We start from the raw sequence: 14,993 nt of genomic DNA, 5'->3' as shown, positions 1-14,993 counted from the left end.
AGCCGTGGCACGACTACCTCGCCGCCGCTAAACAGACGCGCAAAGCCGCCGGCCGCTGGCGCACCCGCCGAGTGATGCCTGATGCCGCGCTGGACTTTGCCGGCAACGACTACCTGGGGCTCGCCCGGGAACCGAAAGTGCGCGAAGCCGCCGCCGAGGGAGCCCGCCGCTTCGGTGCGGGGGCTGCCGCCTCGCATCTGGTCAGCGGGCATCTGGCCGTTCATGAGGTGCTGGAGCAGGAGCTTGCCGAGTGGCTGGGCCGCGAGCGGGCGCTTGTGTTTTCCACCGGCTACATGGCCAACCTGGGGGTGATTCAGGCGCTGGCCGGCCGCGACACGGCGGTTTTTCAGGACCGGCTCAACCACGCCTCCCTGATCGACGGCGCGGCCCTTGCCGGCGCGCGCTCACGGCGCTTTCATCACCGCGACGGCGAAGACCTTGAGCGGCTGCTGTCTCGCAGCGAGGCCATTCGCGATGCCTCTCACGACGCCCCGCGCAAGCTGATCATCAGCGACGGCGTGTTCAGCATGGACGGCGACGTGGCCAAGGTATCCGAGCTTGCCGCCGCCGCCAAGCGACACTCGGCCTTGCTGATGATCGACGACGCCCACGGCGTCGGCGTGCTGGGGGAAACCGGCGTTGGCTGCACGGCGGGCATGAGCGCTGAAGACGTGCCCGTGCTGGTGGGCACCTTCGGCAAGGCGCTGGGCACCGGCGGGGCCTTTGTCGCCGGCGACGCCTCGCTGATCGAGCATATTACCCAGTTCGCCCGCAGCTACGTGTACACCACCGCCCAGCCGCCCGCGGTCACCGCCGCCACCCTTGAGGCGCTGAATATCGTGCGCGGCGAGCCCGAGCTTAGAGCGCGCCTTGACGATAACGTCGCGCTCTTCCGTCGCGAGGCCGCGCGCTTGAATTTGCCGATGGCAGCGTCTACCACGCCCATTCAGCCGCTGACGCTGGGCGATGAGGCGCGCACCCTGCGCTGGGCGGCAACTCTGGACGCCTGCGGCATTGCGGTCGGCGCGATTCGCCCGCCCACGGTGCCAAAGGGCCAGGCGCGGCTGCGCATTACCCTGAGCGCCCGGCACACGGAGGCCGACATCGAGCGGCTGCTGGACGGCCTTGAGCGCTGCCGGCGAGAGGATGCCCCATGAGCCACGATGTAAACCTCACCCTGCTCCACGGCTGGGGCGTGGATTCACGCATCTGGCAGCCTTTGCAGCCCCACTGGCCCGAGGGCGTGCGCATTACTGCGCCCAGCTGGCCGGGCTATTTCGACAGTTCTTGTGCCGACAGCGCTGCGACGTCTGATCCTTCAAGCCTTGCGGCCACGGCCGGCGCCATGGCCGCGAGCCTTCCCCAGGACAGCGTGTGGGTGGGCTGGTCGCTGGGCGGGCTTTTGGCCGTGGCCATGGCCGAGCACCTGCCGCCGCCCCGGGGGATTATTCTGCTGAGCGCCGGCGCGCGGTTCTGCTGGCCTAACGGCGTTACCCCAAAAGCCCTTGCCGAGTTTACCTTCGCTTTTGAACGCAGCCCCGCTGTCGCCTGGCGGCACTTTCTGCGCTGGCAAAGCAGCGGCGAGCCCGAGCCCCGAGAAGCGCTGAAGCGGTTGCACGCGCTTTTGGGCAAAACCCCGCCGGCGGATACCCCAACCCTTGCCGCCGGGCTTGGCTTTCTGAAAACGCTGGATAACCGCGAGCGGCTAAACGCGCTGCCCTGCCCCGTGGCGATGTTATCAGGGGAAAACGACCCCTTTATCAGCAGGCCGCCCGCTGGTGAGGCGGCATTAAACGAGCGGCTGGCACACGCCGGCCACTGCCCCATGGTGTCCCGTCCCGCTGCGCTGGCGGAGGCGCTTGTGCGCATCGCCTCCGATATAACCCGGCCGGCGGAGGTGGTATGAGGTCCCTTGCGCTAAGCGATGTCGATAACCACATCCGCGACGATACCTGCCGTAACGAGCAAAGCGACTGGCAGGCCCGGGTGGCCCGGGCGTTTTCCCGGGCCGCTGCCCACTACGACCGCCGCGCCGGCGCCCAGCGCCATATCGGCGAGGCGCTGTGGCAGCGGCTGCCTGAAAAGGCGGCAAGCGTGGTGGACGTGGGCTGCGCCACCGGCGACTGGACGCGCAAGCTGGCCGAGCGCTACTCCGAGGCCAGCATAATGGGCGTGGACATCGCCCCGGGCATGCTGATGGAGGCGCAAAAGCGCGGCGGGCGGGTGAGATGGCGCGAAGGCTCCGCCGAGGCGCTGCCGGCGGGCGACCGGAGCGTGGATCTGATCTTTTCCAATCTGGCGCTGCAGTGGTGCCGGAACATAAGCGCGGTCATGGCCGAGTTCGCTCGGGTGCTGGCCCCCGGCGGGCGGGCGGTATTCACCACCCTGCTGGCCGGCACCCTTGAAGAAATCGGCGCGGCCTTTCAGCGCCCCGAGGCGCTGCTGACCTACTCAAGCCGGGCCGACCACCGCCGCGCCGCCGACGCCGCAGGGCTCAGAGTGACCGGCGAGCGCACTCACCTTGAGCGCTTTTACTACCCCGACATGGCCGCGGTGATGGCCTCGATCAAGGGCGTGGGCGCGCAAATCGCCCGCCCGCAAGGCGTGGGGCTGACCCGCCGCGATCTCAAGGCGGCCGCCCAACGCATGGAGCAGCGGCGCACGCCTGACGGGCTGCCCGTGAGCTACCGCTGTTTAACGCTGACCCTGGAGCGCCCGTGAACGCCTACTTTGTGACCGGCACCCACACCGACGCCGGCAAAACGCTGGTAACTAGCGCCCTGCTGTACGCCGCCCGCCGGCAAGGCTTGAGCACGCTGGGGCTCAAGCCCGTGGCCTCGGGCAGCGACGCCACCCCGAGCGGGCTGCGCAACGCCGACGCGCTGGCCCTACAGGCTCAAAGCGTGCCTGGAGTGAGCTACGACACCGTCAACCCCCACGCCTTCACCCCGGCCATCGCTCCGCATCTGGCGGCGTTTGAAGCCGGATGCACGTTAAGCGCCGGCGGCCTCGCCAACGGCATACACGCCACCCTTGATCGCTACCCGCGAGATCTCTGCCTGATCGAAGGTGCGGGCGGCTGGCGGGTGCCGCTCAACGAGGCCGAGGACTTTGCCGACCTGGCCGCGCGGCTGGAGATTCCGGTGATCCTCACCGTGGGGCTGACGCTTGGCTGCCTGAACCACGCACGGCTTACCGCCGAGGCCATCGCCGCCGACGGCCTGCGCCTTGCCGGCTGGGTAGGCAGCGTGGTGGACGCCGACTTTGCCGCCGACACCCCGCGCTTTCGCGCCAACCTTGAGCTTTTGGAAGCCAAGCTCGGCGCGCCCTGTCTCGGCGTGATTCCACACCTTGACGCCCCCGGCGCCGAGGCCGCGTCTCACTACCTCAGCCTTTCTCGTCTGTCCCTGAAGGAGCCCGCATGACCTCCCCCGTCTGGCATCCCTACCAGCGCCTGAACCCGCGCGCCGAGCAGGACCCCGCCGTGCCCAAGGTCATCGGCGGCGACGGCGTTTATTTTGAGCTCGACGGCGGTGAGCGGCTGCTGGACGCCTGCTGCTCCTGGTGGTGCATGATCCACGGCTACCGCCACCCGCGCCTGGTGCGCGCCATCGCCGAGCAGGCCGATACGTTAAGCCACGTGATGCTCGCAGGGCTGACCCACGCCCCCGCCGAACGGCTTGCCCGGGCGCTGGTGCGCGTCACGCCCGAAGGGCTCAACCACGTGTTTTTTATCGACAGCGGCTCGGTGGGCATGGAAGTGGCGATGAAAATGGCGCTGCAGTACCACATCCTCACCGGCAGCCCCGAGAAAACCCGCATGCTCGCGCTCAAGCGCGGCTACCACGGCGATACCGGCGGTTGCATGGCGGTGTGCGACCCGGACAACGGCATGCACAGGCTGTTCAGCCCACTTTTGCCCCAGCACCACTTTGCCCCGGCGCCCACGGCCCCCTTTGACGCCGCCCCCGAAGACGTCGAGAGCGACCTGGCCGCGCTGCGCGAGGTGCTTGAGCGCCATCACCACGAGATCGCTGCGCTACTGATGGAGCCCTTATTGCAGGCCGCCGGCGGGCTCAACATGACCTCACCCCACTACCTGCGCGGCGCGCGCAAGCTGTGCGACGCGTTCAACGTGCTGCTGGTGTTTGACGAGGTGGCCACGGGCTTTGGCCGCACCGGCAAGATGTTTGCCGCCGACCACGCCGAGGTGACGCCGGATATCATGGTGCTGTCCAAGGGGCTCACCGGCGGCTATCTCGGCCACGCCGCAACCCTTGCCACCGACCGGGTCCACGACGCCTTCAAGGGCGAAAGCGACCTCCACGCCTTTATGCACGGGCCGACCTTCATGGGCAACCCGCTGGCCTGCCGGGTGGCGCTGGAGAGCCTGGCGGTGTTTGAAGAAGAGAACTATCTGGAAAAGATCGCCCGGCTCAGCCGGGTGCTGACCCGAGAGCTGTGCGAGGACGCCGAGCTTGCCGCCCACCCCGCGGTGGCGGGCGTGCGCGTGCTGGGCGCGGCCGCGGTAATCGAAGTCCACAACGCCGCCGATCTCGACGGCCTGCGCGACTTCGCCCGGGCTCGGGGCGTGTGGCTGCGGGCGTTTAACCGCTACCTCTACACCATGCCCGCCTACATCACCGCCGAGGCCGAAATGGTCATCATCACTGACGTGATGAAGGCGTGGTTTTTAGAAAAGCGCCGGATGGAAGATCACCGCTGAACGGCAAAAGCTCGCCGGCCTTGCGCCACTGCTCGGCAAGCGCCGGCACGCCCTCCCCGGCGGGGGCGCTGATCGGCTGCACGCCGGGCGGGCACAGCGCGGCGGCGTTGGGGTCCACCAGCGCGCAGGCGGCATCCGTGGGCAGATAGTGCAAAAGCGTCGCTGCCGGCACCACCGCCAGCGACGTACCCACCACCAGCAGAAAATCGGCCGCTTCCACCAGCGCGCAGGCCTCGCCGAACAGCGGCACGGCCTCGCCGAACCACACCACGTCCGGGCGCAGCTGGCTGCCCTTGTCGCACAGATCTCCCAGGGCAATACCGCCCTTGGCGAGCGGGTAGCGCATGCGCTCGTCCACGCTGGAGCGGGCGTTAATCAGCTCGCCGTGCAGGTGCAACACGCTTTTAGAGCCGGCGCGCTCGTGCAAATCGTCAATGTTTTGGGTAATCACGCTGACGCGAAAGCCTGCCGTTTCCAGCTCGGCAATCGCCCGGTGGGCGGCGTTGGGCCGAGCGGCGCGCATTTGCTCCCGGCGGCGGTTGTAAAACGCAAGCACCGTCTCCGGGTCTCGGGCAAACGCTTCCGGCGTTGCCACGTCTTCCACGGCGTGGTTTTCCCACAGGCCGTCGCTTGCGCGAAAGGTCTCGATGCCGCTTTCCACGCTGATGCCGGACCCGCTCAATACCACCAGATGCGGCGCTGTCATAGGCTGCCTCTGCTTGCGTCAGTGTCAGTGTCAATAAACGTCAGTGTACCAGCGCGTCGCGGCCGCCGTTAAACCGCTGCTTGTTGCGATACGGATACACATCGATCACCCGGCCGTTGCGGATGTCCTGCTGCAGGCCCTGCCAGTAGTCCGGATCAAACAGCTCAGGGTGCTGGCGGGTAAACAGCGCCCGGCGCTCGGGGTTGGCGATCATGAAAGGACCAAACTCCTCGGGGAAGATATCGTTCGGCCCGATGGACAGCGCCGAGACGTCGGCCCGCCGGCCGTCAGCGGTGCGCGGCAGCGCGCGAAAGCAGCAGTGGGTCAGGTAGCTGATTTCATCGTAGTCATAAAAGATGACCCGGCCGTGGCGCGTTACGCCGAAGTTTTTCAGCAGCATGTCGCCGGGGAAAATATTGGCCGCCGCCAGCTGTTTGATGGCGTTGCCGTAGTCGTTGAGCACGGTCGCCACTTCCTCTTCGCTGCAGTGCTCCACGTAGAGGTTGAGCGGGGTCATCATGCGCTCGGTATAGCAGTGGCGGATCAGCACCTTATCGCCTTTCATCGACACCGTGGAAGGCGCGGTTTCCAAAAGGTGCGCCAGGCAATCCGGGTCGAAATGGTCCTTGCGGGCAATAAAGTTGGAGAACTCCTGGGTATCGGCCATGCGCCCGACCCGGTCGTGGCGCTTGACCAGCTGGTATTTCTCGCGCACTTCCCGGTGGGTGATGTCCTTGGCCGGATCGAAGCGGTCGCGGATGATCTTGAACACCGTGCGGTGCGAGGGCAGCACAAACACCGCCATCACCATGCCGGGCACGCCCGGGGCAAGAATGAAGCGATCCTCGCGCTTGGCCACCTGGCGGTTCAGCGCGCGAAAAAACTCGGTCTTGCCGTGCTTGAAAAAGCCGATGGAAGCGTACAGCTCGTCTATCGGTTTATTCGGCATCAGCCCCTGCAGATAGGCCACGCATTCGCCGGGTACCGGCACGTCTACCTGAAAATACGCCCGGGTAAAGGAGAACAGAATCGAGACCTCATCGGGCTCGATGAGCACGGTATCCAAGCGCAGGCAGGCCGCGGCGTTGCCATCGTCGTGCAACACCGGCAGCACCAGCGGGACCTGTTCGCCGCCGCCGCGAATCCGCCCGACCAGATAGGCGCCCTTGTTGCGATAAAAAACGCTGTGCAAAAGCTCCAGCTCGGCGTTGTCGGCATGCAAAACGGCCGGCGGCAAGGCTTCTCGCAGAAACGCCGCGCCCCGGGCGGAATCCCGTGCGGCATCGGTGAAGGGAAGCGCCAGCGGGGCCTCCACCAGCGCACGGCTCAAAGCACTTTGCCAGTCGCCGTTCACCGCATAGCGCCGGCACAGCTCAATGCCCGAACGGTGCGGGGCGCCATCGCGTGAGCTGTACACAAACGCCCGGTCGTTGCGAATGTGGCGGTGATGAAACACCGTGCAGAAAAGCGAGTTGAAAAACGTCTCGGCCAGCTCAAAATCCAGCCGCTGGCTGATCAGCTGCGCGTAGCAGCCGCGCGCTTCGCACCAGTATTCGCAGTTGGTCAGCACTTCTTCGCTGAACGTGCGCTCCAGCCGCGTGCGCGTGGCGTCGACTTTTTCTTTATACAGGTTGATGCGCTCGGCGCTGGCCCGCTGGGCCTGCTGCCAGTCGGCATCGCGAAAGCGCTGGCTGGCCTCTCGGGTCATGGCCTGAAAGCGCGCGCGGTATTCGTCAAAGCCGTGAAGCACGGTGGCGGCCAGACGATAGGCTGCGGATAGGGACAAGGGCGTCTCCTGAGAGGTCAGCGTTTGCCGTCAAGCTTCGCGCAGATACCGGCCCGGTGGGGAGACGACCTTGGTGGCAGCCGCAGCAGCTTATGGCACCGCATCGATGCGCGCCAGGCGCAGGCAGAAATCACCGCCCCGGCGGTCGGCGATCAAAAGGCCCAGCTGGTAGATGTCACCAGCGGCAAGCGCCGGCGCGCCAACCAGATGCCGGCCCCGGCATACCGCCTCGAACTCGTGCCAGGCAAAGCGCCACGTCTGCCACTCATCCTTGGCCGGGGTGAAGGCCACGCGGTAGGCGCAGCCCTCGTCAATCGCCCGGCTTTTTATCCGCAGCTGATACGTGCGCCCGTCGCCGCACACCCGCAGGGCAATACCGCCGGCACGGGTCAGCGCACGCTCGAAGGCACCGGGCTCTCGGCGCACCGAGGCAAATCCGCCGCCGTTTTCAAGCGAGATGTCGCCGACAAAGCGCCCCTCTCCTTGCCCCGCGTGAAGGCCTTCGGTCACGTGAAAGGCACTTTTGGATACCCCGCCCATGACACCGTCGTTCACCGCATACCAGCGCCGGGCTTCTTCACGGGCGGCCTCGTCTACGAGCGTGGTAAAAGACAGTTCAGACATCTGCGCGCCTCCTTTGGCCGAACGTGCAGCACGGCGGTCCCGAGTGCTGCCGTTGACGATATAAAAAGATAACCTTTGAAACATACGGTAACTACGGTAGGCTATCCGCCCTATAAACAAAGACAATAAAAAATTCAACAACACAATAGCTACCCAAGGGAACAACCATCGTGCCGACTAAAAACACGCTCAAACTCGCCGTTCAGGCCGCCACCGCCGCTACCGTACTGGGCGTCGCCGGCCAGGCCAGCGCCGTTGATCTCAGCGTCACCGAAGACGTTGAAGCCAGCCTCTACGGCTATGCACGCCTGAACATGAGCTACGACTTTGACGGCGATAACGCGCTGTCAACGCGTTCCGGCTCCTTTGCGCTTGAAGACACCGGCAAGACGCACTTTGGCGCCGATGCCTACCAAAGCCGCCTGGGCGTCAAGGTCAAGCACGCCTCCGGCATGGAAGTCACCGTTGAGGGTGACTTCCGCGGCGGCGGCGGCGGCGATCTGCGCCTGCGCCATGCCTACGGCGAATACAAGAACTTCCTGGCCGGGCGCACCTGGTCCAACTACAACAGCTTTGTGGGCTACACCCCGACGCTGGACTTTGACAGCCTGGCAGGGCTTGCCGGCCTGCAGGATCGCACCGAGCAGGTTCGCTACACCACCGGCGCGCTATCCTTCTCCGTGGAAGACGCCGTTCGCGGGCCGGATATTGCCGATGCATCAGGCCCCAACCTCGATACTCGCGAGTCGGCTCCGGTGCTCACGGCACGCTTTGAAGACTCCGCCGGTGCTGTATCGTACTCCGCCGCCGGTCTCGTTAAACGCATTAGCGCCGAAGGCAGGTCTGCGTCTTCAGATGTCGTCGTAGGCCCAAACGGCGCTCCCGCTGTTTCTCAAGTCGCCGCTAGCGATGTCGACGACAGCGCCATGGGCTACGGCGTGTTCGGTGCCATGACGATCGAACTTACCGAGATGCTCTCGGTTCAGGGCGCGGTGAACTACACCGACGGCGCCAACAGCTACCTGTACCGCTCGGGCAACGACTTCTACGGCACCAGCGCCTACGTTGACGGCAGCGATATTGAAACCATCCAGGGCTACGGCGGCTCGCTGGGCACCAGCCTGGACCTGGGCAACGGGCGCAGCATCAACCTGGGCTACGGCATGACCAAGCTGGACCTGGACGACGCCGTCGCAGACGGTGCCATGACCAGCGCCGCTGCCGAAACCAACCAGAACGCCATGCTCAACTACCAGTGGACGCCGGTTGACAAGGTCATGATGGGCGTCGAGTACGGCTACTTCAGCCAGGAAACCAAAGGCGGCGACACAAAAGAAGCAAGCCGCATGATTTTCGCAGCCCAGTACAGCTTTTAACCCCGCGTCCGGCCGGCGTACGCCGGGCCAAGCGCCCATGCCCCGCTTACGGCGGGGCATTTTTGTCTAAAAGGCCTTGTGTAGCGCAAAGCGCGGCTGTGGCCGGCCATCCTTGTGCACCGTTTCGTTGAACATGGCAAGCGGGCGCACCCAAAGGCCGTATTCGCCGTAAAGCGCGCGATAGACCACCAGCGCCTCTTCGGTTTCGCTGTGCCGGGCGCCGCCCAGCACCTCATACAGCGCACCTTTGTAGTGACGATAAATGCCGGGAACAGGTGTCATGGCGCAACCTCGCTGGCAGGGGCACTGGCGGCTTTTTTCGCCAGCCGGGCAAGTACCCGAGAGGCGGCAACAAAGCCAAACGTGCCGGTGAGAAACGTGGCCGCACCAAAGCCGCTTTCGCAGTCCAGGCGAGCCGATTCGCCGTCGCCGGGTTTTTGATGACACACCTCGCCGTCTGCGCCCGGGTACACCAGCTGCTCGTCGGAGTAGACGCACTCCACCGAGAAGCGGCGTTTGGGATTGCGCGAAAAGCCGTAGTCCCGACGCAGGCGCGAACGCACCCGGGCCAGCAGCGAGTCGTGCACGGTGCGCGTCAGGTCCACCACCCGAATGCGCGTCGGGTCGGTCTGGCCACCCGCCGCACCGGTCACGGTGAGGGCTATCTTGCGCCGCTTGCAAAAGGCGATCAGCGCCGCCTTGGCCACTACGCTGTCAATGGCGTCAACCACGTGATCGGCATCTTCAGGGATGCGCTGCTCAAGGTTGGTGGGCGTGGCAAAGGCCGTGTCCGCCACCACCTCGATTTCCGGGGCAATCAGCCGGCAGCGCTCGGCCAGCACTTCGACCTTGGCCCGGCCCACGGTGCCGTCCAGGGCGTGAAGCTGACGGTTGACGTTGGACACGCACACATCGTCCAGATCGATCAGCGTCAGTTTGCCGATGCCCGAACGGGCCAGCGCCTCGACGGCCCAGCTACCGACCCCGCCAACGCCTACAACCACCACGTGTGCCCGGCGAAAAGCCGCAGCCGCCCGGCCCCCGTACAGTCGGCGGATGCCGCCAAAACGCAGGCGATAGTCGTCAAAGGGCGCGGCGGGCGCCGGTGAGGTATCAAATGGAGCCATCGAGGGCCTCGCTATGCATCGGGATGAAACGTCAGGCACGCCGCTACCGGCGCGGCCGGCAAGCGGGTGGCTATTGTCACGGCCCGACGGCCAAATGTCATCACGCGCGGTGCAATACGCGCCTGGCTCGGGCGTTCGCATCCGGGCGGCATTGGGTCACCGGGCCAAACTTTGCTAGGCTCGAAGGTGTTTTCTCGCTCAAACGCTGCCCCTTGGGGCAGCCGTTACGTAGAAGGAGAGTTTCGCATGCGCTATACCGCACCGTTTTCCGCTCTGGCCGCATCGCTTTTGATGGCCGCCTCGGCCCAGGCCGCCGATACGCTTGACGTTGACGTACACCGCATCAGCGCCGACGGCGTCGGCGATTCGCTGGGCACCGTCACCCTTGAGCAGAGCGATCACGGCCTGCTGCTGACGCCGTCTCTGGACGGACTCGAGGCCGGCATCCACGGCTTTCACGTCCACCAGAATGCCAGCTGCGAGCCCGGCAACAACGACGACGGCGAAAGCGTTGCCGGGCTATCGGCCGGCGGCCACTACGACCCTGAAGCAACCGGCACCCACCAGGGCCCCTACGGCGAGGGCCACCTGGGGGATCTGCCGGCGCTCAGCGTTGATAGCAGCGGCAAGGCCACCCTGGCCATTCTGGCACCGCGGCTGAGCCTTGACGACCTGGACGGCCGCAGTCTGATGATCCACGCCGGCGGCGACAACTACTCCGACGAGCCCCACCTGGGCGGCGGCGGTGCCCGCGTCGCCTGCGGCGTAGTAGGACAGTAAAGTGGAACAGTAAAAAAGTGGAACAGTAAAACCGTCGCGCACGCCGTCATCGCCGGCCCACCGGCGCTGTACGACGCAAAACGGGCAGGCCGCTGACGGCCTGCCCGTTTTTTGTTCCGGCGCTTTGCAGCGAAGAGGTTAGTCTTCGTCGCCGGCCATCTGCATCTGGCGCTGCAGGTAGTTTTGAATCCCCACCTGCTCGATCAGGTGCAGCTCGGTTTCGATATGGTCGATGTGGTCTTCTTCTTCGGCCAGCAGATCACGCAGCAGGTCGCGGCTGACGTAGTCCTTGACGCTTTCAGCGTAGGTAATCGCTTCAATGTAGTCGTTGCGGCCGTCGTGCTCGATCTTGAGATCGCTTTCGAGCATTTCCTTGACGTTCTCGCCGATGTAGAGCTTGCCCAGATCCTGCAGGTTGGGAATGCCTTCAAGAAACAAAATGCGCTCAATGAGCCTGTCGGCGTGCTGCATCTCTTCGATGGATTCGTCGTATTCCCACTTGGCCAGCGCCTTCAGCCCCCAGTCCTTGTACATCTTGGCGTGCAGGAAGTATTGATTGATGGCTACCAGCTCGTTGCCCAGGGCAATGTTCAAATGCTTGATAACTTGCGGATCGCCTTTCATATCACCACCTTTGGTCCGGGCATTGCAGGGTACAACGCCGTCAAATGACGCCTGACAGATGCAACGCCGCCAGGCTTTTGCGTTCGACCGGACAGGCACGCGCGAAGGCTATGCGCCCGGAATGTCCGGAAGTATAGGCGATGCGCTTAACAACTCAAACACATCATCACGTTGCCAAAAGCAAACGCAACAAGAAAGATTCGCGTCAGATAGCGTAGGCCAGCCCCATGTCGGCCTGGGCGCGCGCTTTTTGAACCGCCTCGCGGGTGATGGTCTTGGCCATGCAGGCGCACTTGCCGCACTGTGTTGCACAGCCGGTCGCCTCGCGCACGTCGCGAAAGCTGCGGGCACCGCTGTCAACTTCCCGGCGGATCTGGTGGTCGGTCACTCCCTTGCACATACAGACATACATGGCGACACCTCGCTGGACACATGTCGCCAATGTAAATGATTCCTATAAAGAATCGCAAGCAGTGAGCGCGTTTATTTTTGGCGCTTTGCCGCCTTCGCGCGATCCGCCTGTTTTTTTTCTGCGCCTTGCAAGGCCTTGGGCAGCACGACCGTTTGCGTACCGGAGGCGATATCCGGCCAGCTGCGCTTTTGCGGATCAAACAGCACCCACCAGTAGCCGATACCCAGCGCAGCAAGGGACACCCAGGCCGCCGTGCAGCGGATCAGACTCTGGACAAGGCTGATAGGCGCGCCCTCGGGCGTTTGCACGCGCAGCCGCCAGGCCTGCATGCCCAGCGTCATGCCGCCCCGGCGCCAGCAGTAGGTAAAAAACGCCGCCGCTGAGCACACCAGCAGCAGCCGCAGCGTGGCAACGGCAAGGCTTTCGGTACCGATGCTCTCCGCGCTGCGGCCGAGCACAAAGCGTAAAAACGCCAGGTGCGCCACCGTTACCAAAAGCCAGATCGCCATCACCAGAAAACCGTCGTAAAGCATCGCCCCCAGCCGCCGGGCCAGGCCGGCCGGCGCTACGCTATCGAGCTGGGTAAAACGTCGTTGCGTCATTGAAATCTCTTTAATAAAAGCAAGCTAGCCGTTACGGCGTAAAAGCAAAAGCCCCGCCGCCGCGCAGGCAAGCGTAGGCACCAGCACCGCCCACACCGGTGAAAAGCCGAAAATCGTCGACGCCGGCGCCAGCAAGTCCTGGGTATATTTGAACGTAAGCCCGGTAATCACCCCGTAAAATACCCGGGTGCCGGCGGCCACGGTGCGCAGCGGGCCGAACACAAACGAAGCGGCGATCAGCACCAGCGAGCCCATGGTCAGCGGCAGCAGCATTTTTTGCCAGAAATACAAAAGGGGCTGCTCGGCGCTGCGCCCTTGGGACTGCAAAAACTGCGCGTAGGCGTACAGCTCGCTGGGCGACTGGGTTTCGGTATCGCGCAAAAGCCGCTCCAGCTGGGTAGGCGTAAGCGCGGTATCCCAGGCCTCGGTGGCGCGACGCGTCACTTCGGTACGCCGGGGGAAAAACCGCGTAGTGGCCACGTTGCTCAGCCGCCATTGATCGTTTTCCCAGTAGGCGCGCTCGGCATAGGACGCTTCAACCAGCCGGCGATCGTCAAAGCGGTAGCGCAGAAGATCCAGCACCACGTCGTCGGCGCGGATGGCGCCGAAACGGTAGACGCTGTCGCCTTCAATCTGCCAGGCGCTGCGGCTGGTGAGCACCGCGCCTTCGCCCAGGCGCTGTTCGAGCTGCCAGGCCTCGGCAAACTGCTCGGTGCGCGGGCTGACAAACTCCGCGATTAAAAGCACCGCGGCCACCACCAGCAGCACCGGCTTCATCACCCCCCAGACAATGCGCGAAAGCGAGCGCCCGGCGGCGCGCATCACGGTCAGCTCGTTGCTCGACGCCATGCTGCCAAGACCGATCAGCGCGCCGATCAGCACCGCCACCGGCGCATACTGATAAAACCGCCAGGGCAGGCGCATGCCTAGATACAAAAGCACGTCAAGGCTTGAATAGGCGCCTTGAACGTCGTCCAGGTCATCAATGTAGGCGATGATCAAATCAAGCCCCAGCAGCACCAGCTGAACCACCAGAATGGCGGCCAGCACGTTGCGCGCAATGTAGCGGTCCAAACGATCGGTGAGCATTAGCGCATCCCCTTACGCTGCAGGCGCCAGACAAGGGCCAGCCCCAGCGCGAAAAACGCGGCGTGAACCGGCCATACGCCAATCGCCGCCGGCAGCGAGCCGCTGCCCACGGCGTCCACGGCGGCCAGCAACAAACTCAGGTAGGCAACATAGAGAAACACCGCCGGCAGCAGCTTGGCAAAGCGCCCCTGGCGCGGGTTGACCCGAGACAGCGGCTGAGCAATCAGTGCTAGCACAAACACCATCAGCGGCACGCCCATGCGCCACTGCCACTGAGCCTTGGCGCCGGGCGCCTCGCTTCGCCACAGCGCTTTTGTGGGCTGAAACTCGGCCTCGTCCGAGGCGCTGAGGGTTTTGCTTTCTCCCAGGCGGATGGTGTAGCGCTCAAAGGCCAGATGCTCGGCCTGAAGATCTCCCGGCACCACGCTGAAACGGTCACCGTCTTCGAGCACCAGAAAACGGCTGCCGGTTTCGTCGCGTACCTGCTGATAGCCCTGCTCGGCCCGGGTCACGTAGTTGGGCAGATCATCGCCGCGGCTGCCCAGCTCATGGACAAACACGTTTTGCATCTGCCGGCCGTCGTCGGAAAAGCCGGTGATATAGGCGGTACGGCCCGCGCCAAAGTCCTGAAAGCGGCCCGGCGTCAACACCGAGGCATCCAGCCGGCTGCGCTGCTCCTGAATAATGCCTTCCGTTGCCATGCTGCCCCAGGGCGCCAGCCATAGGCTGCAGATGCCCACCAGCACGGCCACCACGGCACAGGGCAGCAAAGTGATTTGCAAAAGCCGCATCGGACTTATGCCGCAGGCCACCATGACGGTAATTTCACTGTTCATGTAGAGCTGGCCGTAGGCCAGCAAAATGCCCAGAAAAAACGCCAGCGGCAGCACCAGCTCCATAAAACCGGGCAGATGAAACAGCATCAGATTGCCCAGCACCGTGACGGGAAACTCCCCCTCGGCCACATCGGCAAAGTAGCGGATAAAACGCCCGCCCATGATCACCAGCAGCAAAACGCCGGCCACCGCCGACATGGTAAGCAGCACTTCGCGGGTGAGGTAGCGAAATAAAATCAACGCGATCTCCGGCCAGTCTTGCAGGATGCCATGCAATGCGCCCATGGCTTGGGTACACTGACGGG

At 64.5% G+C, this 14,993-nt stretch carries 17 protein-coding genes; 7 read left to right on the top strand and 10 right to left on the bottom strand.

Features of this window, described 5'->3' with window-relative positions:
- Positions 1 to 74 precede the first annotated feature (74 nt).
- Genes bioF through bioA form a run of 5 tightly spaced genes read left to right on the top strand, consistent with a single transcriptional unit; the run spans position 75 to position 4,726 of the window.
- Entirely contained in the window at positions 75 to 1,157 is a 1,083-nt protein-coding gene (bioF, locus tag ACZ415_RS07645; RefSeq protein ID WP_344705159.1) for an 8-amino-7-oxononanoate synthase, read from the top strand.
- A complete protein-coding gene (locus tag ACZ415_RS07640; protein ID WP_344705029.1) occupies positions 1,154 to 1,906 on the top strand; it encodes an alpha/beta fold hydrolase in 753 nt (250 codons plus the stop codon). The genes bioF and ACZ415_RS07640 overlap by 4 nt, the downstream gene beginning before the upstream one ends.
- Positions 1,903 to 2,721 (top strand): methyltransferase domain-containing protein, encoded by an 819-nt coding sequence (locus tag ACZ415_RS07635; protein WP_344705030.1) that lies wholly within the window; start codon positions 1,903 to 1,905, stop codon positions 2,719 to 2,721. The genes ACZ415_RS07640 and ACZ415_RS07635 overlap by 4 nt, the downstream gene beginning before the upstream one ends.
- A complete protein-coding gene (bioD, locus tag ACZ415_RS07630; protein WP_344705031.1) occupies positions 2,718 to 3,425 on the top strand; it encodes a dethiobiotin synthase in 708 nt (235 codons plus the stop codon). The genes ACZ415_RS07635 and bioD overlap by 4 nt, the downstream gene beginning before the upstream one ends.
- Positions 3,422 to 4,726, top strand: a complete 1,305-nt coding sequence (gene bioA, locus ACZ415_RS07625) for an adenosylmethionine--8-amino-7-oxononanoate transaminase (protein WP_344705032.1) — start codon at positions 3,422 to 3,424, stop codon at positions 4,724 to 4,726. The genes bioD and bioA overlap by 4 nt, the downstream gene beginning before the upstream one ends.
- On the opposite strand, the gene ACZ415_RS07620 is transcribed toward bioA, so the two are convergent.
- From ACZ415_RS07620 to ACZ415_RS07610, 3 genes are all read right to left on the bottom strand, one after another.
- Positions 4,668 to 5,432 (bottom strand): SIR2 family NAD-dependent protein deacylase, encoded by a 765-nt coding sequence (locus tag ACZ415_RS07620; RefSeq protein WP_344705033.1) that lies wholly within the window; start codon positions 5,430 to 5,432, stop codon positions 4,668 to 4,670. The genes bioA and ACZ415_RS07620 overlap by 59 nt on opposite strands.
- Before the next feature lie 40 nt (positions 5,433 to 5,472).
- Positions 5,473 to 7,218 carry a bifunctional isocitrate dehydrogenase kinase/phosphatase gene (gene aceK / locus ACZ415_RS07615; protein WP_344705034.1) on the bottom strand — a complete coding sequence of 582 codons (1,746 nt, stop codon included), beginning with the start codon at positions 7,216 to 7,218 and terminating at the stop codon, positions 5,473 to 5,475.
- A 90-nt stretch (positions 7,219 to 7,308) separates the two neighbouring features.
- Entirely contained in the window at positions 7,309 to 7,842 is a 534-nt protein-coding gene (locus ACZ415_RS07610; RefSeq protein WP_344705035.1) for a CIA30 family protein, read from the bottom strand.
- A 170-nt stretch (positions 7,843 to 8,012) separates the two neighbouring features.
- On the opposite strand from ACZ415_RS07610, the gene ACZ415_RS07605 reads away from it, so the two are divergent.
- Positions 8,013 to 9,218, top strand: coding sequence for a DcaP family trimeric outer membrane transporter (locus ACZ415_RS07605; protein ID WP_344705036.1), 1,206 nt, complete (start codon positions 8,013 to 8,015; stop codon positions 9,216 to 9,218).
- Positions 9,219 to 9,284: 66 nt separating this feature from the next.
- Here the strand turns inward: ACZ415_RS07605 and ACZ415_RS07600 are convergent, their stop codons facing one another.
- Both ACZ415_RS07600 and tcdA read right to left on the bottom strand, forming a co-directional pair.
- Complete coding sequence (locus ACZ415_RS07600) at positions 9,285 to 9,500, bottom strand: DUF1653 domain-containing protein (protein ID WP_344705037.1); 216 nt, start codon at positions 9,498 to 9,500, stop codon at positions 9,285 to 9,287.
- Complete coding sequence (tcdA, locus tag ACZ415_RS07595) at positions 9,497 to 10,345, bottom strand: tRNA cyclic N6-threonylcarbamoyladenosine(37) synthase TcdA (RefSeq protein WP_344705038.1); 849 nt, start codon at positions 10,343 to 10,345, stop codon at positions 9,497 to 9,499. The genes ACZ415_RS07600 and tcdA overlap by 4 nt, the downstream gene beginning before the upstream one ends.
- Before the next feature lie 246 nt (positions 10,346 to 10,591).
- Between tcdA and sodC the strand changes: the two genes are divergently transcribed.
- Positions 10,592 to 11,125: a superoxide dismutase [Cu-Zn] SodC gene (gene sodC, locus ACZ415_RS07590; protein WP_344705039.1), complete on the top strand. Its 534-nt coding sequence runs from the start codon at positions 10,592 to 10,594 to the stop codon at positions 11,123 to 11,125.
- A 138-nt stretch (positions 11,126 to 11,263) separates the two neighbouring features.
- Here sodC and bfr read toward each other — a convergent pair whose 3' ends face one another.
- From bfr to lptF, 5 genes are all read right to left on the bottom strand, one after another.
- Positions 11,264 to 11,749, bottom strand: coding sequence for a bacterioferritin (gene bfr, locus ACZ415_RS07585; protein ID WP_344705040.1), 486 nt, complete (start codon positions 11,747 to 11,749; stop codon positions 11,264 to 11,266).
- A 205-nt stretch (positions 11,750 to 11,954) separates the two neighbouring features.
- Positions 11,955 to 12,161 (bottom strand): (2Fe-2S)-binding protein, encoded by a 207-nt coding sequence (locus ACZ415_RS07580; RefSeq protein ID WP_344705041.1) that lies wholly within the window; start codon positions 12,159 to 12,161, stop codon positions 11,955 to 11,957.
- Between the two features lie 71 nt (positions 12,162 to 12,232).
- A complete protein-coding gene (locus ACZ415_RS07575) occupies positions 12,233 to 12,763 on the bottom strand; it encodes an RDD family protein (RefSeq protein ID WP_344705042.1) in 531 nt (176 codons plus the stop codon).
- Positions 12,764 to 12,787: 24 nt separating this feature from the next.
- Complete coding sequence (lptG, locus tag ACZ415_RS07570) at positions 12,788 to 13,852, bottom strand: LPS export ABC transporter permease LptG (RefSeq protein ID WP_344705043.1); 1,065 nt, start codon at positions 13,850 to 13,852, stop codon at positions 12,788 to 12,790.
- Positions 13,852 to 14,928: an LPS export ABC transporter permease LptF gene (lptF, locus tag ACZ415_RS07565; protein WP_344705160.1), complete on the bottom strand. Its 1,077-nt coding sequence runs from the start codon at positions 14,926 to 14,928 to the stop codon at positions 13,852 to 13,854. The genes lptG and lptF overlap by 1 nt, the downstream gene beginning before the upstream one ends.
- Positions 14,929 to 14,993 lie beyond the last annotated feature (65 nt).

This window comes from Halomonas cibimaris (genome assembly GCF_055379665.1).
This window is presented reverse-complemented; position numbering and strand designations above follow the sequence as displayed.